Annotated in this window: 18 protein-coding genes; 3 read left to right on the top strand and 15 right to left on the bottom strand. The window is 71.1% G+C overall.

Features of this window, described 5'->3' with window-relative positions:
- Nucleotides 1-62: 62 nt before the first annotated feature.
- The 11 genes from yajC to pgsA form a co-directional block, all read right to left on the bottom strand.
- A complete protein-coding gene (gene yajC, locus ACGFZA_RS26525) occupies nucleotides 63-542 on the bottom strand; it encodes a preprotein translocase subunit YajC (RefSeq protein WP_385281217.1) in 480 nt (159 codons plus the stop codon).
- 164 nt (nucleotides 543-706) lie between these two features.
- Nucleotides 707-1,780, bottom strand: coding sequence for a Holliday junction branch migration DNA helicase RuvB (gene ruvB / locus ACGFZA_RS26520; RefSeq protein WP_393682323.1), 1,074 nt, complete (start codon nucleotides 1,778-1,780; stop codon nucleotides 707-709).
- Nucleotides 1,781-1,861: 81 nt separating this feature from the next.
- A complete protein-coding gene (gene ruvA, locus ACGFZA_RS26515; RefSeq protein ID WP_385281224.1) occupies nucleotides 1,862-2,488 on the bottom strand; it encodes a Holliday junction branch migration protein RuvA in 627 nt (208 codons plus the stop codon).
- Nucleotides 2,485-3,060, bottom strand: a complete 576-nt coding sequence (gene ruvC / locus ACGFZA_RS26510) for a crossover junction endodeoxyribonuclease RuvC (RefSeq protein ID WP_385281227.1) — start codon at nucleotides 3,058-3,060, stop codon at nucleotides 2,485-2,487. The genes ruvA and ruvC overlap by 4 nt, the downstream gene beginning before the upstream one ends.
- 124 nt (nucleotides 3,061-3,184) lie before the next feature.
- Nucleotides 3,185-3,937 carry a YebC/PmpR family DNA-binding transcriptional regulator gene (locus ACGFZA_RS26505; protein WP_385281230.1) on the bottom strand — a complete coding sequence of 251 codons (753 nt, stop codon included), beginning with the start codon at nucleotides 3,935-3,937 and terminating at the stop codon, nucleotides 3,185-3,187.
- Nucleotides 3,938-3,998: 61 nt separating this feature from the next.
- Nucleotides 3,999-4,592, bottom strand: coding sequence for a pyridoxal 5'-phosphate synthase glutaminase subunit PdxT (gene pdxT, locus ACGFZA_RS26500; protein WP_385281233.1), 594 nt, complete (start codon nucleotides 4,590-4,592; stop codon nucleotides 3,999-4,001).
- A gap of 6 nt (nucleotides 4,593-4,598) precedes the next feature.
- Nucleotides 4,599-5,519, bottom strand: a complete 921-nt coding sequence (gene pdxS, locus ACGFZA_RS26495) for a pyridoxal 5'-phosphate synthase lyase subunit PdxS (RefSeq protein ID WP_136327462.1) — start codon at nucleotides 5,517-5,519, stop codon at nucleotides 4,599-4,601.
- A 167-nt stretch (nucleotides 5,520-5,686) separates the two neighbouring features.
- Nucleotides 5,687-6,232 carry a hypothetical protein gene (locus ACGFZA_RS26490; RefSeq protein ID WP_385281236.1) on the bottom strand — a complete coding sequence of 182 codons (546 nt, stop codon included), beginning with the start codon at nucleotides 6,230-6,232 and terminating at the stop codon, nucleotides 5,687-5,689.
- 76 nt (nucleotides 6,233-6,308) lie between these two features.
- Complete coding sequence (locus ACGFZA_RS26485) at nucleotides 6,309-7,469, bottom strand: glycosyltransferase family 4 protein (RefSeq protein WP_385281239.1); 1,161 nt, start codon at nucleotides 7,467-7,469, stop codon at nucleotides 6,309-6,311.
- Between the two features lie 267 nt (nucleotides 7,470-7,736).
- Entirely contained in the window at nucleotides 7,737-8,666 is a 930-nt protein-coding gene (locus ACGFZA_RS26480; protein WP_393682318.1) for a phosphatidylinositol mannoside acyltransferase, read from the bottom strand.
- Nucleotides 8,663-9,343 (bottom strand): phosphatidylinositol phosphate synthase, encoded by a 681-nt coding sequence (pgsA, locus tag ACGFZA_RS26475; protein ID WP_385281244.1) that lies wholly within the window; start codon nucleotides 9,341-9,343, stop codon nucleotides 8,663-8,665. The genes ACGFZA_RS26480 and pgsA overlap by 4 nt, the downstream gene beginning before the upstream one ends.
- Nucleotides 9,344-9,840: 497 nt before the next feature.
- Between pgsA and ACGFZA_RS26470 the strand changes: the two genes are divergently transcribed.
- Both ACGFZA_RS26470 and ACGFZA_RS26465 read left to right on the top strand, forming a co-directional pair.
- A complete protein-coding gene (locus tag ACGFZA_RS26470) occupies nucleotides 9,841-12,066 on the top strand; it encodes an elongation factor G-like protein EF-G2 (protein ID WP_393682316.1) in 2,226 nt (741 codons plus the stop codon).
- A 147-nt stretch (nucleotides 12,067-12,213) separates the two neighbouring features.
- Entirely contained in the window at nucleotides 12,214-13,884 is a 1,671-nt protein-coding gene (locus ACGFZA_RS26465; RefSeq protein WP_385281249.1) for a hypothetical protein, read from the top strand.
- 106 nt (nucleotides 13,885-13,990) lie between these two features.
- Here ACGFZA_RS26465 and ACGFZA_RS26460 read toward each other — a convergent pair whose 3' ends face one another.
- The gene (locus ACGFZA_RS26460) at nucleotides 13,991-14,554 is read right to left on the bottom strand and encodes an HIT family protein (protein WP_385286311.1); all 564 of its coding nucleotides are present in this window, start codon (nucleotides 14,552-14,554) and stop codon (nucleotides 13,991-13,993) included.
- A 66-nt stretch (nucleotides 14,555-14,620) separates the two neighbouring features.
- Between ACGFZA_RS26460 and ACGFZA_RS26455 the strand changes: the two genes are divergently transcribed.
- Nucleotides 14,621-15,298, top strand: coding sequence for a potassium channel family protein (locus ACGFZA_RS26455; RefSeq protein ID WP_385286313.1), 678 nt, complete (start codon nucleotides 14,621-14,623; stop codon nucleotides 15,296-15,298).
- Between the two features lie 28 nt (nucleotides 15,299-15,326).
- Here ACGFZA_RS26455 and thrS read toward each other — a convergent pair whose 3' ends face one another.
- The 3 genes from thrS to ACGFZA_RS26440 form a co-directional block, all read right to left on the bottom strand.
- Entirely contained in the window at nucleotides 15,327-17,303 is a 1,977-nt protein-coding gene (thrS, locus tag ACGFZA_RS26450) for a threonine--tRNA ligase (RefSeq protein WP_393682313.1), read from the bottom strand.
- A gap of 104 nt (nucleotides 17,304-17,407) precedes the next feature.
- Nucleotides 17,408-18,670 (bottom strand): hypothetical protein, encoded by a 1,263-nt coding sequence (locus ACGFZA_RS26445; RefSeq protein ID WP_393682311.1) that lies wholly within the window; start codon nucleotides 18,668-18,670, stop codon nucleotides 17,408-17,410.
- Nucleotides 18,670-19,236 (bottom strand): DUF4365 domain-containing protein, encoded by a 567-nt coding sequence (locus ACGFZA_RS26440; RefSeq protein WP_385286319.1) that lies wholly within the window; start codon nucleotides 19,234-19,236, stop codon nucleotides 18,670-18,672. Before ACGFZA_RS26440 ends, ACGFZA_RS26445 begins: the two co-directional genes overlap by 1 nt.
- Between the last annotated feature and the right edge of the window lie 23 nt (nucleotides 19,237-19,259).

Below are 19,259 nucleotides of genomic sequence, written 5' to 3'. Positions count from 1 at the left end.
AAGACCGCACGGTCCGGGGATGGCCGGATGCCTGTGGGCTCACGGCATCCCCGGGTCGTGTGCTACTTCGCGTCGGCCTCGCCGTCGGCCTTGCCCTCGGACTTCTTGCCGGCCGTGTCGTCGGCCTGCTCCGCGTCGTCCGCCTCGGTCTTCTTGACCAGGTCGGTCTTCGCGTCGTCCGAGGTGACCTCGTCGGCCTCGGTGAGCGAGGAGGCGTCGTCCGGCACGATCGCGCCGTCGACGTCGAGCTCCTCTTCCTCGTCGCCGTGGACGATGCGGTTGTACTCCGCGTCGTCGAGGACGGCACCGATGGCGTTCTTGGCGTAGACGGCGTGGACGCCGGGAGCGATCTCGAGGAGAACCGAGTCGTCGTGAAGCTCCTTGACGGTGGCGTACATGCCCCCGATCGTCCGGACGCCGGTGCCGGGCTGCATTTCATTGCGCATGTTCGCAGCCGCCGCCTGCTTCTTCTTGGCGGACCGCGTCATCAGGAACATGGCCCCGATGAGCACGATGAAGGGGAGGAGAGTCACGGGATTCACGGGACGATTTTCCTTCGCACGACCGCGCTGGAAGGCGGCCTGGTCTACGGGGGTGGGTACACCGACCTTTAAGGGCGGCATCGGCGGAGTCTAAGCGAGTCCGCATCGATGGAACAACGCCCAGCATGGCACCGTGGTTCCTCTGTGGGTCAACCTGTGATGCATCACGCCCCGAACAGGCCCTGTTGTCCCTTTCCGCCGTGCTGGGGAGGCACCAGCCCGAGATGGGCCCAGGCGGCCGGGGTCGCGACCCGCCCTCGCGGCGTCCTGGCCAGCAGTCCTTCCCGTACGAGGAAGGGTTCCGCGACCTCCTCGACCGTTTCGCGCTCCTCCCCCACGGCGACCGCGAGCGTGGACAGGCCGACCGGGCCACCGCCGAAAAGTTTCAGCAGGGCGCCGAGCACCGCCCGGTCCAGCCGGTCCAGGCCCCGGGCGTCGACCTCGTACACCCGCAGGGCGGCGGCCGCGATCTCCCGGTCGATCCTGCCGTCGGCCTTGACCTGGGCGTAGTCCCGGACCCGGCGCAGCAGCCGGTTGGCGATGCGGGGCGTGCCGCGCGAGCGCCCGGCGATCTCCGCGGCGCCCTCGGCGTCTATCTCGACGTCCAGGAGTCCGGCCGAGCGGTGAATCACCCGTTCCAGCTCGGTCGGGGCGTAGAACTCCATGTGCCCGGTGAAGCCGAAGCGGTCGCGCAGCGGGGGCGGCAGCAGTCCCGCTCTGGTGGTCGCGCCGACGAGCGTGAAGGGAGGCAGCTCCAGCGGGATGGCGGTGGCCCCGGGGCCCTTGCCGACGATCACGTCGACCCGGAAGTCCTCCATGGCCATGTAGAGCATCTCCTCGGCGGGCCGGGACATGCGGTGGATCTCGTCGAGGAAGAGGACCTCTCCCTCCTGGAGCGAGGACAGGATCGCCGCCAGATCGCCCGCGTGCTGGATGGCGGGGCCGGAGGTGATCCTGATCGGGGCGTTCATCTCGGCCGCGATGATCATGGAGAGGGTGGTCTTCCCCAGTCCAGGGGCGCCGGAGAGCAGCACGTGGTCGGCCGTCGCGCCTCGGGCGCGGGCGGCCTTGAGGACCAGGTCGAGCTGTTCGCGCACCTTTTCCTGGCCGACGAACTCGTCGAGGTCCTTGGGGCGCAGCGCCGCCTCGACCGCGGTGTCCTCGCCGTCCGCGCCGGCGTCGACGAGCCGCTCGTCGATGAGCTCGTCGGTGTCGGGTCCGGTCTCGTCCCAGTTCATCTCGTCAGTCCCGCCTCGGGTGTTTCGGTGCCGTGCCGTGGGGTGTCGGGCCGGGTGTCAGGGGTGTTGCCCGGATTCCGCTCAGCGGGCGCGGTTGAGGGTCTGCAGGGCGGCGCGCAGGAGCTGCGGCACGGGCGGCTGGGCGCCTTCCGCGAGGGCCGCCTCCGCCTGCGGGGCCACGGCGGACACCGCCTCGTCCGCCTCGCGGGTGGCGTAGCCGAGACCGATCAGGGCGGCCTGGAGCTGGTCGCGCCAGGAGGAGGAGACCGCGGTGCCGATGCCCTGCTGGCCGATGTGGGCGCCGACGGGCTCGCCGAGCCTGTCCTTCAGTTCGAGCAGGAGCTTCTGGGCGCCCTTCTTGCCGATGCCGGACACGGCGGTGAGCGCCTTCTCGTCGCCGGTGGCCACGGCGATGCGCAGGGCGTCCGGGCTGTGCGTGGCCAGCATGGCCTGGGCGAGCCGGGGGCCGACCCCGCTGGCGGTCTGGAGGAGCTCGAAGACCTGCCGTTCGTCGTCGTCGGCGAAGCCGTAGAGCGTCAGCGAGTCCTCCCGCACGACGAGGGAGGTGGCGAGCTTGGCCTCCTTGCCGATACGGAGGCCGGCGAGGGTGTTCGGTGCGCACTGGACGGCCATGCCGATGCCGCCGACCTCGATCACGGCCGTGGTCGGGGCGAGTGCGGCGACGGGGCCGCTGACGAAGGCGATCATCGGGGGACCTTCCGGACGGGGACTGCTGCGGTGCGCGGGACGCGCGGGGTGCGGGCAGCCGCTGCGGCCGCCGCGTGCGCCTGCTGGAGGCGGTTGAGCGCGGGGGCGCGCCAGATGTGGCAGATGGCGAGGGCGAGGGCGTCGGCGGCGTCCGCGGGCTTCGGCGGGGCGTCCAGCCGCAGCAGCCGGGTGACCATGGCGCCGACCTGTGCCTTGTCCGCGCGCCCGCTGCCGGTGACGGCGGCCTTGACCTCGCTGGGCGTGTGCAGGGCGACCGGGATGCCCCGGCGGGACGCGCAGAGCATGGCGACGGCGCTGGCCTGGGCGGTGCCCATCACCGTACGGACGTTGTGCTGGGCGAACACGCGCTCCACGGCGACGCATTCGGGCCGGTGTTCGTCGAGCCACTCCTCGATGCCGCGCTCGATGGCCACCAGCCGGTGGCCGAGCTCGGCGTCGGCGGGGGTGCGCACGACTCCGACGCCGAGCATCGTCAGGGGCCGGCCCGCGACGCCCTCGACGACGCCGACGCCGCACCGGGTGAGCCCGGGGTCCACGCCGAGTACCCGCACGGTTCGCCCCCTCCCTGCCGATCGGTCAACTGTTCCCGCAGGCTATCGGCTCGCACTGACAATGCGACGGGCCGACGGGGTGTGTCCCCGTCGGCCCGTCCACAGAAGCTGCGCGGGGCGCTCCTCAGGCGTCGATCTTCTCCATGACCTCGTCCGAGACATCGAAGTTGGCGAAGACGTTCTGCACGTCGTCGCTGTCCTCCAGCGCGTCGATCAGCTTGAAGATCTTGCGCGCCCCCTCTTCCTCCAGCTCGACCTGCATGGTCGGGACGAAGTTGGCCTCGGCGGAGTCGTAGTCGATGCCGGCCTCCTGCAGCGCCGTGCGGACCGCGACCATGTCGGTGGCCTCGCTGAGGACCTCGAACGTGTCACCGAGGTCGTTGACCTCCTCGGCGCCGGCGTCGAGCACCGCGCCGAGCACGTCGTCCTCGGAGCGGTCGCCCTTGGGGACGATCACGACGCCCTTGCGGTTGAACAGGTACGAGACCGATCCCGGGTCGGCCATCGAACCGCCGTTGCGGGTCATGGCGACACGGACGTCGGATGCGGCGCGGTTGCGGTTGTCGGTGAGGCACTCGATGAGCACCGCGACACCGTTCGGGCCGTAGCCCTCGTACATGATCGTCTCATAGTCGGCGCCACCGGCTTCGAGACCGGCACCACGCTTGACCGCCGAATCGATGTTCTTGTTCGGGACCGAGCTCTTCTTGGCCTTCTGGATGGCGTCGAAGAGAGTCGGGTTGCCGGACACGTCGGCACCGCCGGTGCGGGCCGCGACCTCGATGTTCTTGATCATCTTCGCGAAGAGCTTGCCGCGCTTGGCGTCAATCACGGCCTTCTTGTGCTTCGTCGTAGCCCATTTAGAGTGGCCGGACATCTGCCTTCTCCTTCGCGTCACCAAATTCCGTACGAACCCGAGAGATCCTACCGGGGTCGAGTCAGCTGACTGCGCGCACCATGTCGACGAAGTACGCGTGAAGCCGGTGGTCGCCGGTCAGTTCCGGGTGGAATGACGTGGCAAGGGCGTTTTCCTGCCGTACGGCCACGATGTGACCGCCGTGCTCGGCTATCACCTTGGCCTGCGCGCCCACGGACTCGACCCAGGGGGCCCGGATGAAGACGCCCTCGACCGGGCCGCCCTCGATCCCGGCGACCTCTACGGCCGCCTCGAAGGACTCGTTCTGCCGCCCGAAAGCGTTACGGCGCACGATCATGTCGATGCCACCGACGGTCTCCTGGCCCGAGCGCGGGTCGAGGATCTTGTCGGCCAGCAGGATCATCCCGGCGCAGGTGCCGTAGACCGGCATCCCGGCCCGTACCCGCTCGCGGAGCGGTTCCAGCATGCCGAACAGGGCGGCCAGCTTGGACATCGTGGTGGACTCGCCGCCGGGGATGACCAGGCCGTCGACCTCGGCGAGTTCCTCGGGACGCCGGACCGGCCTGGCCAGGGCGTCCGCCGAGGCCAGGGCGATCAGGTGTTCCCGTACGTCGCCCTGGAGAGCCAGGACACCGATCACAGGGGTGTCGCTCATCAGTGACTACCAGCCACGGTTGGCGTAGCGCTCGGTCTCGGGCAGGGTGTCGCAGTTGATGCCGACCATGGCCTCGCCCAGGTTGCGCGAGGCGTCCGCGATGATCTTCGGGTCGTCGTAGAAGGTGGTGGCCTTCACGATGGCGGCGGCGCGCTTGGCCGGGTCGCCGGACTTGAAGATGCCGGAGCCGACGAAGACGCCCTCGGCGCCGAGCTGGCGCATCAGCGCGGCGTCCGCCGGAGTGGCGACGCCACCTGCGGAGAAGAGGACGACGGGCAGCTTGCCGAGCTCGGCGACCTCCTTGACCAGCTCGTACGGGGCGCGCAGGTCCTTGGCGGCGGCGTACAGCTCGTTGTTGTCGTAGCCGCGGAGCCGGGCGATCTCGTTCTTGATCTGGCGCAGGTGGCGGACGGCCTCGACGACGTTGCCGGTGCCGGCCTCGCCCTTCGAGCGGATCATGGCCGCGCCCTCGGCGATGCGGCGCAGGGCCTCGCCCAGGTTGGTGGCACCGCAGACGAACGGGGTGGTGAAGGCGAACTTGTCGCTGTGGTTGACCTCGTCGGCCGGGGTGAGGACCTCGGACTCGTCGATGTAGTCGACGCCGAGGGACTGGAGCACCTGGGCCTCGACGAAGTGGCCGATGCGGGACTTCGCCATCACCGGGATGGAGACCGACTCGATGATCTCCTCGATCATGTTCGGGTCGGACATCCGGGCCACGCCGCCGTCCTTGCGGATGTCGGCGGGCACCCGCTCCAGGGCCATGACGGCCACGGCACCCGCGTCCTCGGCGATCTTCGCCTGCTCGGCGTTGACGACGTCCATGATCACGCCGCCCTTGAGCTGCTCGGCCATGCCGCGCTTGACGCGGGCGGTGCCGGTGGCGGGGGCGTCGGCGGACTGCGGGGTGGCGGGGTTCGTGGACACGGATCGACCTCACTCGGAGAAAAGGGTGCTGAACGTGCAGGGGTGATGCACTGCTGAGCAAACTCTCCGGGACCAGTCCACAGCAAGGGCCAATGGAAGGCCGGTGGATCGTTTTGGCACGGTGCGGCGGCGGTGGCGGGCCGGCGCGGGCCCGCCCACCGCCGCCGTCAGCTGACCGGACGGTCCGCGAGGGCGACCGGCGGCTCGTCGTCCATCTCGAACGCCAGCGGGAACGGGGCGTGCCCGGCCAGCCGGAACCAGCGCACCGTGCGGTGACGGCGCAGCGCACGGGCCGCCCGCACCGCGTCGTTGTGGAACCTGCGCGCCATCGGGACGCGGCGCACCGCCGCGGCGAGCTCCGTAGCGGCCTCCTCGCCGCCCGGGATCTCCTTGACCGCCTCGACCTGCGCCCGCTCACCGAACACCGCGCGCAAGGCGGTGCTCAGCTCGCTCTCGGCGACCTCGCGGTGTTCCTCCTCCGACTGGCGGGCGGCGTGCGCGGCCTCGTACAGCACGATCGAGGCGGCCGGGTCGAGGACACCGGACGTGGCGAGTTCCTGGGTGACCGAGGCGCGGCGCAGTAGTTGGGCGTCGAGGGCGGCCCGGGCCGCGTCGATCCGGCTGTGCAGCCGGTCGAGACGGCCCGCGGTCCAACTGAGGTACAGGCCGATCGCGATGAGCACGACGGCGGTCCAGACGAGGGTTTCGGTCACAGGCGGAAAGGCTACCGGGGAGCGGGTGCGGGACGGCCTCCCCGGGCGGCGCGGGCGCCGTCGGGGGAGGAGACGCTCAGTCCCGGGCCAGCCCGAACCGGGCCCGCAGCCCCGTGCGTTCGTCCGCCGCCACCGACGCGGCCCCGTCCGCCACCGTCTCGTACACCGCGAGGATGTCCGCCCCGACCGTCGACCAGTCGAAGCGCCGCACATGTGCGCTGCCGCGCTCGTGCAGCTCCGCGCGCCGCTCCGGGTCGCCCAGCAGGCGGATCGCCGCCCCGGCCAGTGCCTCCGCGTCCTCGTTGGCGAACAGCTCCCCCGCCGCGCCCTGGTCCAGGACCTGAGCGAACGCGTCCAGATCGCTGGCCAGGACCGGAGCTCCGGCCGACATGGCCTCGACGAGGATGATGCCGAAGCTCTCGCCGCCGGTGTTGGGCGCGACGTACACGTCGACGCTGCGCAGCAGCCGTGCCTTGTCCTCGTCGCTCACCATGCCGAGGAACTCGACGCGCGCCCGCATCTCCTTCGGCAGCGAGGCGACGGCCTCCTCCTCGTCGCCCCGGCCCGCCACCAGCAGCCGGGTGTCCGGACGCGCGGCCAGGATCGCGGGCAGCGCCCGCATCAGGACGGGCAGGCCCTTGCGGGGCTCGTCGATGCGCCCGATGAAGCCGATCGTGCCGCCCTGCCACTCGGGCCTGGGTTCGGCCGCGGCGAAGAACCCGACGTCCACCCCGTTGGGGATGACCACCGCGTCGCCGCCCAGGTGCTCGACCAGGGTCCGGCGCGCGTACTCGCTCACCGCGATGCGCGCGCTGATCTTCTCCAGGGCGGGCTGGAGGATCGGGTAGGCGGCGATCATCGCCCGCGAGCGCGGATTGGACGTGTGGAACGTGGCGACGATCGGTCCCTGCGCCGCCCAGCAGGTCAGGAGGCCCAGCGACGGCGAGGTCGGCTCATGGATGTGGATCACGTCGAACGTGCCGTCGTGCAGCCACCGCCGCACCCGGGCCGCGGACAGGAAGCCGAAGTTGAGCCGGGCGACGGAGCCGTTGTACGGGACGGGCACGGCCCGGCCCGCGGACACCACGTACGGCGGCAGCGGCGTCTCGTCGTCGGCGGGGGCCAGCACGGAGACCTGGTGGCCGAGCCGGATCAGATGCTCGGCCAGGTCTCGGATGTGGAACTGCACGCCGCCCGGGACGTCCCAGGAGTACGGGCAGACGATGCCGATCTTCACTGCTGGGGCCTTTCGGTCGGGTCAGGCCGGATCAGGGAGCGGTGTCCGGTACGTGCGGGGCGGGGGCGGATGAGGGAGTCAATGCGGAGCGCGGACGACCGGCGGGAGCGCCGGCGGGACCTGTGGCCGGGCGAGGCCGGGCCCTCGGGAGGTCGTCTGACGGGCCTCGTGAGCCCGGCATGCCCCGATCCGAAGGCCCTGGGGTGTCTCCGCGGCGTGCCGTCGACCGCCCCGGGGAGCCGGACGACGGCACGCCGCGGACACGGCCTACTCTCCGCGGGGTTCGAGGTCGGCGAGCCAGAGCCGTTGCAGCATGTGCCAGTCCTCCGGGTGTTCGGCGATGCCCAGGGCGAACGCGTCGGCCAGGGCCTGTGTCATGGAGGACGTCTTCTCGCCGCGGTCGCCTGAGCCGGGTACCTCGACGGCCGGATGGATCCGCGCCTTCATGACCGGCGTGTCGTCGTAGGAGAGGGTGACCGGCAGCAGCAGCGCACCGGTCTGCTGAGCCAGGAGCGCCGGCCCCGCGGGCATCCGGGCCGTGTCGCCGAAGAACGTCACCTCGACGCCGGAGGCCGACAGGTCGCGGTCGGCGACCAGGCAGACGAGTCCGCCCTCGCGCAGCCGGCGCGCCAGTGTCCCGAACGCGGTCCCGCCGTTGTGCGCGAGCACCTCCATGCCGAGGCCCTCGCGGTACGCCACGAAGCGGTCGTACAGCGATTCCGGCTTGAGCCGCTCGGCGACCGTGGTGAACGGGACCTTGAGATCCGTGGTGACCCACGCCCCCGCCAGATCCCAGTTCCCCAGGTGCGGGAGGGCGAGAATGACCCCGCGCCCGGCGTCGAGGCCCTCGGTCAGCCGGTGCGCGTCCGTCACGTCGATGGACGCCTTGATCCGCTCCGGGGTCCAGGTGGGCAGCCGGAACGACTCCATCCAGTAGCGCATGTACGAGCGCATGCCCGCCTTGGACAGAGCCGCGAGCGCGGCCGGGCTCGCGTCCGGCACGACCCGCGCCAGGTTGGACTCCAGCCGCAGCACGCTCTTGCCGCGCCGCTTCCACACCTGGTCGGCCAGGGTACGGAAGAGCGCCCGCGCGGCCGGCTCGGGCAGCTTCTTGACCGCGGCCCAGCCGAGTCCGTACAGCCCGTCGCTCAGCCGGTCCTTCGGTCCGGGCTTCGCGTTCCCGGGTACGCCGCTCACTGCGCGGCCTCGCTCCCCCGGTCCGCCGCAGCGGACACCGCGGCGGCCGCATCGGCCTCGGCGGATTCGCGGCGCACGGTCACGACCCGCTGCACCAGCGTCACCAGGCTGCCCACGGCGACGATCCACAGCGCGATCGGCAGCAGGATGTCGATCCCCGGCACACCGAACGCGTGGAGACCCGCCAGACCTGCGGCCACCAGCGAGATCACCAGGCGTTCGGCACGCTCCACGAGCCCGTTGACCGCCACCGGCAGACCGATCGACTCACCGCGCGCCTTGGTGTACGAGACCACCTGGCCGCTCGCGAGACAGAAGATCGCGACCGCGCACAGGATGTTGTCGTCGCCGCTGCCCGCGTACCAGAGCGCGAAGCCCGCGAAGATCGCCCCGTCGGCCACCCGGTCGAGCGTCGAGTCCAGGAACGCGCCCCACCGGCTGGAGATGCCGGCCTGCCGCGCCATGTTGCCGTCGACGAGGTCGGAGAAGACGAAGATCGTGATGACGATCGTGCCCCAGAAGAACTCCCCCATCGGGAAGAAGACCAGCGCACCTGCCATCACCCCGGCCGTACCGATCAGAGTGACCGCGTCGGGGCTCACGCCCAGACGGAGCAACAGTGCGGCGAACGGCGTGAGGACACGCGTAAAGAATGCACGCGCGTACTTGTTCAGCATGGCCTTCCCGAGGGGTCGGTGGGCCGCATGGCCCCGTCGGCCACCGGCTGGAGGGTGCTCAAGGTCCTGGCCGGATCAGGTCGGCGTCCGGCGCGTGCGGCCGCGAGGCGCCGGCGCGTCCCCTGACTCCGCCATGGGGACGTTTCGGCAACGCCGCAGACGTGCGTTCCGGGCACCGCGAGCCCGGCCGGGCTCTTCAGCACCCTCATAGTGCCGCGACCGGCAAGGTTCGCCCGACGGGGCAGTACTTGCCGGGAGGGGCACTGGCCCATCGTAGTCACGCCCGCCGTACTCCACCGTCCGGGCACCCTGCGGGATGTCGCCGGACCCCGCGGCGGCGTGCGGCGTATGGACGCGACCCGGACGGAGTGGAAAGCTCGGAACTACCGCGGGCGTCGTCGAAGCCGCCGCGGCGGCTCCCCCGTGCCCGTGCAACCGCTCCCCCATCCCGCGCCGGCGGGCCCCCGCCCGGCGCCACCACCCGGGAGGCACGCGTCATGGGCGACAGGACACACACGCACACCGGAGCCGCCACAGGAGCAGCGACGGCCGGCCACCCCTCCGCCATCCGGAACGTGGTACTGGTCGGCCACAGCGGATCCGGCAAGACCACCCTCGTCGAGGCACTCGCACAGACCGCGGGCGCGGTCAACCGGGCGGGCCGGGTCGAGGACGGCACCACGGTCTCCGACCACGACGGGATCGAACAGCGCCGGCAACGCTCCGTCTCGCTCTCCCTCGTCCCCGTGGAATGGGACGGGATCAAGATCAATCTGCTGGACAGCCCCGGTTACGCCGACTTCGTCGGGGAACTCAGGGCCGGTCTGCGCGCGGCGGACGCGGCCCTGTTCGTCGTCTCGGCCGCCCAGGAGGCCGACGCCGTCGCCGGCACGACCCGTGCTGTCTGGGAGGAGTGCGCGGCGGTCGGCATGCCGCGCGCCATCGTCGTCACCCACCTGGACACCGCCCGCACCTCCTTCGACGCGATGACCCGGATCTGCGGCGAGATCTTCGGCGGCGACGACCCCGACGCCGTGCTCCCCCTCTACCTGCCGGTGCACGGTCCCGAGGCCGCGGACGGACACGCCCCGCTGACCGGACTCACGGGACTGCTCACCCGGCGCATCTTCGACTACTCGGACGGGGAACGGCGGGAACGCCCGCCCACCGCGTCCCAGCAGACGCCCCTGGCCGACGCCCGCAACCGGCTGATCGAGGGGATCATCGCCGAGAGCGAGGACGAGACCCTGATGGACCGCTACCTCGGCGGCGCCCCCATCGACATCGGGACACTCGTCGACGACCTCGAACGTGCCGTCGCACGCGGCACCTTCCACCCCGTCCTCACCGCCGCGCCCGCCACCGACGGCGCTCGCCAGGGCATCGGCACCGTCGAACTGCTCGACCTGATCACCGGGGGTTTCCCCACCCCGCTCGAACGCCCCCTGCCCGCCGTCACCACGCTGCACGGCGCCTCGCTCCCCACCCTGGACTGCGACCCGCAGGGCCCCCTGGCCGCCGAGGTCGTCAAGACGGCCTCCGACCCCTACGTCGGCCGGCTCTCTCTCGTCCGCGTCTTCTCCGGCACCCTTCACCCCGACGACACGGTGCACATATCCGGCCACGGACTCGACGACCCCGGCCACGAGCCCCGGCCCTTCCACGAGGCCGAGATCCGCGTCGGAGCCCTCTCGTCCCCCTTCGGCAAACTGCAGCGCCCCCTGACCTCCTGCGTCGCCGGCGATCTCGCCTGCGTCGCCAGGCTGGACTGCGCCGAGACCGGCGACACCCTGTCCGCCCCGGACCATCCCCTGTTGATGGAGCCGTGGACCATGCCCGACCCGCTGCTGCCGCTGGCCATCGAGGCCCACGGCAAGGCCGACGAGGACAAGCTCTCCCAGGGCCTCGCACGCCTCGTCGCCGAGGACCCGACGATGCGCCTGGAACAGAACCAGGACACCCATCAGGTGGTCCTGTGGTGCCTCGGGGAAGCCCATCTCGACGTGGCGCTGGAACGGCTGCGCACGCGGTACGGCGTCCAGGTCGACGCCGTCCCCCACCGCGTCGCGCTGCGCGAGACGTTCGCCGCGCCGTCCACCGGCCGGGGCCGCCACGTCAAACAGTCCGGCGGCCACGGCCAGTACGCCATCTGCGAGATCGACGTCGAACCGCTGCCGCCGGGCTCCGGCATCGAGTTCGTCGACAAGGTGGTCGGCGGATCGGTGCCCCGCCACTTCATCCCGTCGGTCGAGAAGGGCGTCCGCGCCCAGGCCGCCCGCGGCCTCACCGCCGGACATCCGCTGGTCGACGTGCGTGTGACCCTGCGGGACGGCAGGTCCCACTCCGTGGACTCCTCCGACGCCGCGTTCCAGACCGCGGGCGCCCTGGCCCTGCGCGAGGCCGCGGACGACGCCCGCATCCAGCTCCTGGAACCGGTCGCCGAGGTTCGCGTACTGATCCCCGACGACTACGTCGGCCCGGTCATGAGCGACCTCTCCGGCCGCCGCGGCCGGGTGACCGGCACCGAACAGTCCGGCTCCGGGCGCACGCTCGTACGGGCCGAGGTGCCGGAGCTGGAGATCGGCCGGTACGCGGTCGACCTGCGCTCCCTGTCCCACGGAACCGGCCGTTTCGACCGCGCCTACGCCCGCCACGAGGCCATGCCTCCGCACCTGGCCGACCGCCTCCACGAAAAGCGGGAGAACGGCGTGAAACACGCATAACGACCCGGTCCGCCCACCGTTGTCCACAGGGCCGGACGGCGTACCTATTCGGACGATACGCTGTGCTCCCAGCTCAGAAAGTGTGCCGGGCCCGGCAGTTGGGAAACAGCCGCAGGAGCGGTTCCTCGGCGGCGAGTGGGGGCGACAGTGGCCAGCAACGGATTCGATTTCTCTCCCGGAGCGCAGATTCCGCTCCAGGGGTCGGCAGGAGCGGCGGTGGCGACCAACGCCCTCGCCTCTGCCGCGTACCGCGACAGTCCGGTGGAGGAAATCCTCAAAGCCAACAGCGAGTGGCACAAGTCCGAAGTGAAGGAAGGGCGTTCCAAGCTCTTCAAGTCCGACTACTTCAAACCCAACCTCGGTGAGGCCTTCTCCCGCGCCGTCCAGGAACGCATGCTGGGCGGGGCGCGGAAAGCCCTCATCCAGTCGTTCGGCAGCGACCCGCAGACCGTTGTCGAGCACTGCCTGTCGGCGACCCGCCTGCGCAAGGCCCGCGACACCAAGCTCACCGCCGTGACCGCCCTGTTCGGCTTCGTCTTCCTGCCCGGAATGCTGCTGTGGGTGATCGCCTTCCGCCTGCGCGACGGCCTCGCCAACACCAAGGACAAGGGCCTCTCCGCCATCGGCAACGCCCTGCTGCCCATCATCGGCATCGGCGCGCTGTTCCTCCTGATCAAGATGCCCCTCACCGGGCTCCTGGGGCTGTACCTGCGCGCGATGATCGTCGCCCCCGTCATCGGCTGGCTGATCGCCAAACGGATCGCCGAGGCCTCCGCCCAGGACATGCGCGCCCGCTGGGAGGGCCTGCTCTCGGGCGGCGGCGTCATCGCCAAGATCCCCGAGGCCGTTCCGAAGAACCCCAACGAGACGGCACGCGAAGCGCTCCGCCAGGGCCTGGAGAAGCTCTCCGCAGAACAGCAGTCCAACTCCGTCTTCTACGCCGGCCCCAAGGGCATCCTCGGCATGGGCACGCGCTGGGGCAGCTGGCAGCTGGCCGAGGACCTCGTCTCCAAGGAGCCGGGCAAGGAGTTCCACCAGTTCCGCAGCTGGGACCTGATACGCGTCATCCACGACCAGCTCAAGATGCTGGAGCGCGGCCCGCTGAACACCGGCGGGTTCCCCACCCCCTCGGTCACCCACTGGATCGTCTCGCCCGTCGGGGAGAACGCCGACGCGGTGTCCCGCCCCGAGGGTGAGGATGTCGCCACCTTCCAGGTGAAGCCCCACGAAATACAGCGGATCTGCAACCACCAGCAGTTCGGCGGCGGCGACCGTCACTACCTGGGCGTCCAGTTCACCCTCTGGGACGGCCAGCTCGTCATCACCATGATGATCACCGTCACCGTGCTCTTCGAGACCCTGCGCATCGAGGTCACCGGCCACGCCCTCGGCCCGGTCCACTCCCTGTTCACCAGCAAGCCGGCGGCCAAGAAGAAGACGGTCAACAAGACCGTCAAGTTCTGGGAGACCCGCGACATCACGCTGGCGCTGGTCGAGTCGAAGGAAGTCGTCCGCCTCGCCCTGCGCGCCCCCTTCACCTGGTACCCGCCGCTCCTCGACTACCTCGGCGGCAAGATCGCCCTGCCCGAACCCTTCGGACTGCGGCACGCCTGGGCCGAGAAGCCGTGGCGTCACCGCTTCATGGCGGACGACGCGATGCGCGCCGCCACCCCCGTCCTGCGCGTCGTGCACAGCGCCGCGCTGAAGGTCCTCAACGAGAACGGCGTCGACACGGAGCGCTTCGACAACCGCTCCTCGATACTGAGCGGACTCGTCCAGGACCCCAGCCCGCGCAAGGCCGACCTCTACGACGCCTGAGGGCTGTCCCGCCGTCCCTGGTCGACCGACGGACAGTACTGAGGACCTACGGCGAAGGGCGCCCCGGAGAACCGGGGCGCCCTTCGCCAGGAAACGGAAGCCGGGGTCAGGCGCCGTGCGGCCAGGCGTCGGCCAGCATCCTGCGCGTGTCGCCCAACAGCTGCGGCAGCACCTTGGTATGACCCACCACCGGCATGAAGTTGGTGTCACCACCCCAGCGGGGCACCAGGTGCTGATGCAGATGCGCGGCGATACCGGCACCGGCCACAGCCCCCTGATTCATCCCGATGTTGAACCCGTGCGCCCCCGAGGCCGCACGCAGCGCCGTCATCGCACGCTTGGTGAAATCGGCGAGCTCCAGCGTCTCCGGACCGTCCAGCCCGGTGTAGTCCGCGACGTGCCGGTACGGCACCACCATCAGGTGCCCGCCGTTGTACGGATACAGATTCAGCACGGCGTAGACCTTCTCGCCCCGCGCGACGACGAGCCCGTCCTCGTCCGACTTCGAAGGGATCTCACAGAACGGACAGCCGTCGCCGGCCTCCGGGCCGGTCGGCTTGTTCTCGCCCTGGATGTACGCCATCCGGTGGGGCGTCCACAGGCGCTGGAACGCATCGGGCGTTCCCACTCCGATCTGCTGCTCCGGCTCACTCGTCATGCCGATCAGCATATTGCGTACCCCCCGCAAAGCGTGTCGCCGGGGCCGATCCCGTCCACTCGCCGCGATGCTGGGCCGATGAGCGACCGCACCCCGGCCCGGCCCTCACCCGCCTTCATCCTCTGGGAGCAGCGCACCGAGGTACCGCTCTTCGCCGCCTCGCTGCTGTTCCTGCTCGGCTACGCGGTCCGGGTCCTCGCCCCGGACGACGCCGAGCCGTGGCACGACCTCGCCCTCGCCCTGGTCGCCGCCACCTGGCTGCTCTTCGTCCTCGACTACGCCGTCCGGATCCGCCTCAGCGGCCTGGGTCACCGCTTCGTCCGGGTGCGCTGGCTCGACACGCTCGTAGTCCTGCTGCCTCTGCTGCGCCCGCTGCGGCTGGTCAAGGTCTACACGGCCATCCAGAAGCGTCACGACGAGCCGCGGCTGAGCCTGTACGCGCGGGTGATGTCGTACGCCGGCCTGACGGCCGTGCTGCTCGGCCTCTCGGCGTCCCTCGCGGTCTACCACCAGGAGCACGACGCACCGGGCGCCTCGATCCGGACCTTCGGCGACGCGGTCTGGTGGGCGTGCGCGACCCTCACGACGGTGGGGTACGGGGACGCCGTGCCGGTGACGCCGTGGGGCCGCGTCGTCGCGGCGGGCCTGATGGCCTGCGGGCTGGCACTGCTGGGGGCGGTGACGGGTTCGTTCTCGTCGTGGCTCGTCCAGGTGTTCCGGCGGGAGGACGAGAAGGGGCCCCCGGCGAGCGGGTAGCTCACCGGGGGCCCCTGCCGGGCACGGATCAGACCTGGACGCGGTCCTCCACGGCCTTGGCGATCTTGGCGATGGCGTCCTCGACCGGGATGCCGTTCTCCTGCGAACCGTCGCGGTAGCGGAAGGAGACGGCCCCGTTGGCCATGTCCTCGTCGCCCGCGATGATCATGAAGGGCACCTTGGCGCGCTGCTGGTTGCGGATCTTCTTCTGCATCCGGTCCGACGACGCGTCCACGTCGACCCGCAGCCCCTGCTTGCGGGCCTTGGCCGCGAACTCCTGGAGGTACGGGATGTGCGCGTCGCCGATCGGGATGCCGACCGCCTGGACGGGCGCCAGCCACACCGGGAACGCACCCGCGTAGTGCTCCAGGAGAACGGCGAAGAACCGCTCGATGGAGCCGAACAGGGCGCGGTGGATCATGACCGGGCGCTGCTTGGTGCCGTCGGGGCCGGTGTACTCCAGGTCGAAGCGCTCCGGCAGGTTGAAGTCGAGCTGCACGGTCGACATCTGCCAGGTCCGGCCGATGGCGTCCTTGCACTGCACCGAGATCTTCGGGCCGTAGAACGCGGCGCCGCCCGGGTCGGGGACCAGGGGCAGGCCCTGCTTCTCGGCGACCAGACGCAGCGTCTCGGTGGCCTCTTCCCAGACCTCGTCGCTGCCGACGAACTTCTCCGGGTCCTTGGTGGAGAGCTCCAGGTAGAAGTCGGTCAGACCGTAGTCGCGGAGCAGGTTCAGGACGAACGTGAGCGTCCGGTCGAGCTCCTCCGCCATCTGCTCCTTGGTGCAGTAGATGTGCGCGTCGTCCTGCGTGAAGCCGCGCGAGCGGGTCAGGCCGTGCACGACGCCCGACTTCTCGTACCGGTACACCGTGCCGAACTCGAAGAGGCGCAGCGGCAGTTCACGGTAGGAGCGGCCGCGCGCGTCGAAGATCAGGTTGTGCATCGGGCAGTTCATCGGCTTGAGGTAGTAGTCCACCCCGTCGTCGAGCTGCATGGGCGGGTACATGCCGTCGGCGTACCAGTCCAGGTGGCCGGACTTCTCGAAGAGCTTGCCCTTGGTGGCGTGCGGCGAGTAGACGAACTCGTAGCCCTCCTCCTCGTGGCGGCGCCGCGAGTAGTCCTCCATGGCCCGGCGGATGACGCCGCCCTTGGGGTGGAAGACCGCGAGGCCGGGGCCGATCTCGTCGGGGAAGGAGAAGAGGTCCAGCTCGTTGCCGAGCTTGCGGTGGTCGCGCTTGGCGGCCTCCTCCAGGAACTCCAGGTGCGCCTTCAGCTCGTCCTTGGTCGGCCAGGCGGTCCCGTAGATGCGCTGGAGCATCGGGTTCTTCTCGCTGCCGCGCCAGTACGCCGCCGCGTTCCGCATCAGCTTGAACGCGGGGATGAAGCGGGTGGTCGGCAGGTGCGGGCCGCGGCAGAGGTCCTTCCAGCACAGCTCGCCGGTCTTCGCGTCGAGGTTGTCGTAGATGGTCAGCTCGCCGCCGCCCACCTCGACGTCCGCGCCGTCGTCCGAGGAGGCGGAGCCCTTGATGCCGATGAGCTCCAGCTTGTACGGCTCGTCGGCGAGCTCCTCGCGGGCCGCCTCGTCCGTCACGACCCGGCGGGAGAACCTCTGGCCCCGCTTCTGGATCTCCTGCATCTTCTTCTCGATGGCCTTGAGGTCCTCGGGCGTGAACGGCTTCTCGACGTCGAAGTCGTAGTAGAAGCCGTCCTTGACCGGCGGGCCGATGCCCAGCTTGGCCTCGGGGTGGAGCTCCTGGACGGCCTGGGCCATCACGTGCGCGGTGGAGTGGCGCAGGATGTTCAGGCCGTCCTCGGAGGAGATGAGGACGGGCTCGACGGTCTCGCCGTCGGCGACGACGTACGCGAGGTCCTTCAGCTCACCGGCGATGCGGGCGGCGACGACGGTGCGCTCGCCGGGGAAGAGCTCGGCTGCCGTAGTGCCCGTCGTCACCACGCGCTCTTCCCGCTCGGAATCGCGTTGGATGGTCACACGGACGTCTGACACCGGTCTCTCCTGACTCAGGGGGTGCGCCGCATTCCCATGGCGTACGCAAGGGGAATCGTACCGAGCCGACGGCCCCCTTAGCGAAATGGGCCGCCGCCGCCCCGCTACTCCCCCGTGCACGCCTCCTCGAAATGGTCGACGTTCTCCTGGAGCGACTTCATCAGCCGGTCCCGCTCCTCCTCGTCGACCTGGACCGGAACCACCTGCGAGGCGCTGGTCAGCCGCCGGAAGCCGCCCCGGCTCTCCAGCCTGCCCTCCACCCGCACGGGCAGCCCCACCAGGTGGGCCTGGCCCGCGATCCGGTACTCCTCCTCGTCGAGCTCCAGCCGTACGTGCGGCACCTCGGCGCCCGCCAGGACCCGCAGCCGTACGATTCCGGCCCCGCGCGGACCCGAGCGGCGCAGGCGCACGACGGCGCCGGTGATCCGCACCGTCACCGCGGGCTCGTCCCGGAGGTAGCGGGCGCCCGCCAGGCGCAGGGCCGGCAGGTCACCCGGGGAGAACTCGACCGGTTCGGGGCGGGCCGGGCAGCCGTCGGGGGCTCCGGCGGCGGGCGCCCAGTCCAACGCGATCCCGGCCCCCTCCGATCCCCGGACGAGCGCGATGACCGCCTCCGTCAGTTCGCGGCTGACGCCCGCCTCGACGGCGGTGTCGAAGGCCTCCATGCCGCCGGTGGCCCGTTGGTAGTCGACGGCCTCCCGTGCGGCGTGCAGGGCGTGGTAGAGGCGCACGGCGAGGGGGCGGCCCGCCTCGACGGGGACGAACGCCGTGAGGTCGCGGCCGCCCGGCGCGGGGCCGATGAGGACGGAGCCGAGCGTCGCCAGGGCGCGGCGGCGGTGGCGGGCGCCGTGGTAACCGGCCCGGCCCCGGACGGCGAGTGCGCCGGCCAGGAGGATCTGCCGGGCCGCGCCGTGCAGCTGCTCCGACCCGGTCCAGCTGGCGGCCCCGGTGGCCGCGGCGGCCGGTTCGGGGACGTCGCGCCACCAGCGGATCTCGTCGCTGGGGACGGCGAGCGAGACCAGTACCTCGCGGGCGGAGGGTGCGGCGCTGCGGGCCAGGGCGGTCAGGGCCTCGCCGAGCAGGTCCTCGCTGTCCGGGAAGGCGGTGGTGTCGGGCACGAGCAGGCTGGTGGAGCCGCCGGGCGGGCCGGGCGGGGTCCAGCGGCTGTAGCGCCCGGCCGCACCGCCACGCCGCTGCCAGCCGTGCCGGGCGAGCAGGACGCCGAGGACCGCGGGGTCGACGCGTGCGGGGTCGGGGAGGCCGCCGGCCGGTGAGGCGGTGGGCCAGGGGCCCGCCTGTTCGCCGGGGTGGGGCCGGACGGCTGACGGGAACACTTCGTGGACGGACTCGTCCATCGGCCGGTGCATCAGGGTCTCCCTCCCGCGCCGACGCGGGTCATGATCTCGCAGAGCGCTCGGTCGTCGAAGATGCGCGAGGTCGGGATCCGCACGGTGGTCCGGTGCCGGCCGGTCACGGCGTGACCGGCCAGATTGGTCCAGTAGCAGCAGTGCCGCAGGTCGAGGCGGTCGTGTCCGGCCCGCAGCCAGTCGTCCTGGCTGCGGGGCACGAGCATCACCACGAGGATCTTGTGCACGGACACGGGGGTCCGGGCGAGCTTCACGAGGTGGGCGTTGTCGAGTGTGAAGGCGAACGTCGGACCGGGCGGGCGGGCCGGTATCTGGTAGGTGCACTTCAGCTGGACCTTGATGGTCACCTCGTCGTCGACGACGTGGCCGGGGGCGCCGTGGCTGACGTGCCAGTCGATGCCGTTGTCGGGGAAGGGCTGCGACAGGGAGCACCCCGCCGCGGCCGCGACCGCGTGCAAGTAGCCCACCTGGAGGGTCTCCATGCAGGCGGTGGTGGCGAGTGCGCCGCGCAGCGGTGCGGTCCGCTGGGGCAGCAGCCCACTCGGTTCGGGCTGCGCGAGCGCCATGGCTCCGTATGCCTTCCGGGCTG

This window comes from Streptomyces sp. NPDC048211, assembly GCF_043202315.1.
Lineage (GTDB): Bacteria > Actinomycetota > Actinomycetes > Streptomycetales > Streptomycetaceae > Streptomyces.
Note: the sequence above shows the minus strand (reverse complement) of the source record. Positions and strands in the feature narration are given on the sequence as shown.

What these genes read in the sequence shown, in the direction of transcription:
- pgsA (WP_385281244.1), bottom strand. Translation starts at nt 9,343, where the DNA reads ATGCTGAACAAGTACGCGCGTGCATTCTTTACGCGTGTCCTCACGCCG.
- ruvB (WP_393682323.1), bottom strand. Translation starts at nt 1,780, where the DNA reads ATGAACTGGGACGAGACCGGACCCGACACCGACGAGCTCATCGACGAG.
- ACGFZA_RS26440 (WP_385286319.1), bottom strand. Translation starts at nt 19,236, where the DNA reads ATGGCGCTCGCGCAGCCCGAACCGAGTGGGCTGCTGCCCCAGCGGACC.
- ruvA (WP_385281224.1), bottom strand. Translation starts at nt 2,488, where the DNA reads ATGATCGCCTTCGTCAGCGGCCCCGTCGCCGCACTCGCCCCGACCACG.
- ACGFZA_RS26455 (WP_385286313.1), top strand. Translation starts at nt 14,621, where the DNA reads ATGAGCGACCGCACCCCGGCCCGGCCCTCACCCGCCTTCATCCTCTGG.
- ACGFZA_RS26445 (WP_393682311.1), bottom strand. Translation starts at nt 18,670, where the DNA reads ATGCACCGGCCGATGGACGAGTCCGTCCACGAAGTGTTCCCGTCAGCC.
- ACGFZA_RS26460 (WP_385286311.1), bottom strand. Translation starts at nt 14,554, where the DNA reads ATGCTGATCGGCATGACGAGTGAGCCGGAGCAGCAGATCGGAGTGGGA.
- ACGFZA_RS26470 (WP_393682316.1), top strand. Translation starts at nt 9,841, where the DNA reads ATGGGCGACAGGACACACACGCACACCGGAGCCGCCACAGGAGCAGCG.
- pdxT (WP_385281233.1), bottom strand. Translation starts at nt 4,592, where the DNA reads ATGAGCGACACCCCTGTGATCGGTGTCCTGGCTCTCCAGGGCGACGTA.
- ACGFZA_RS26505 (WP_385281230.1), bottom strand. Translation starts at nt 3,937, where the DNA reads ATGTCCGGCCACTCTAAATGGGCTACGACGAAGCACAAGAAGGCCGTG.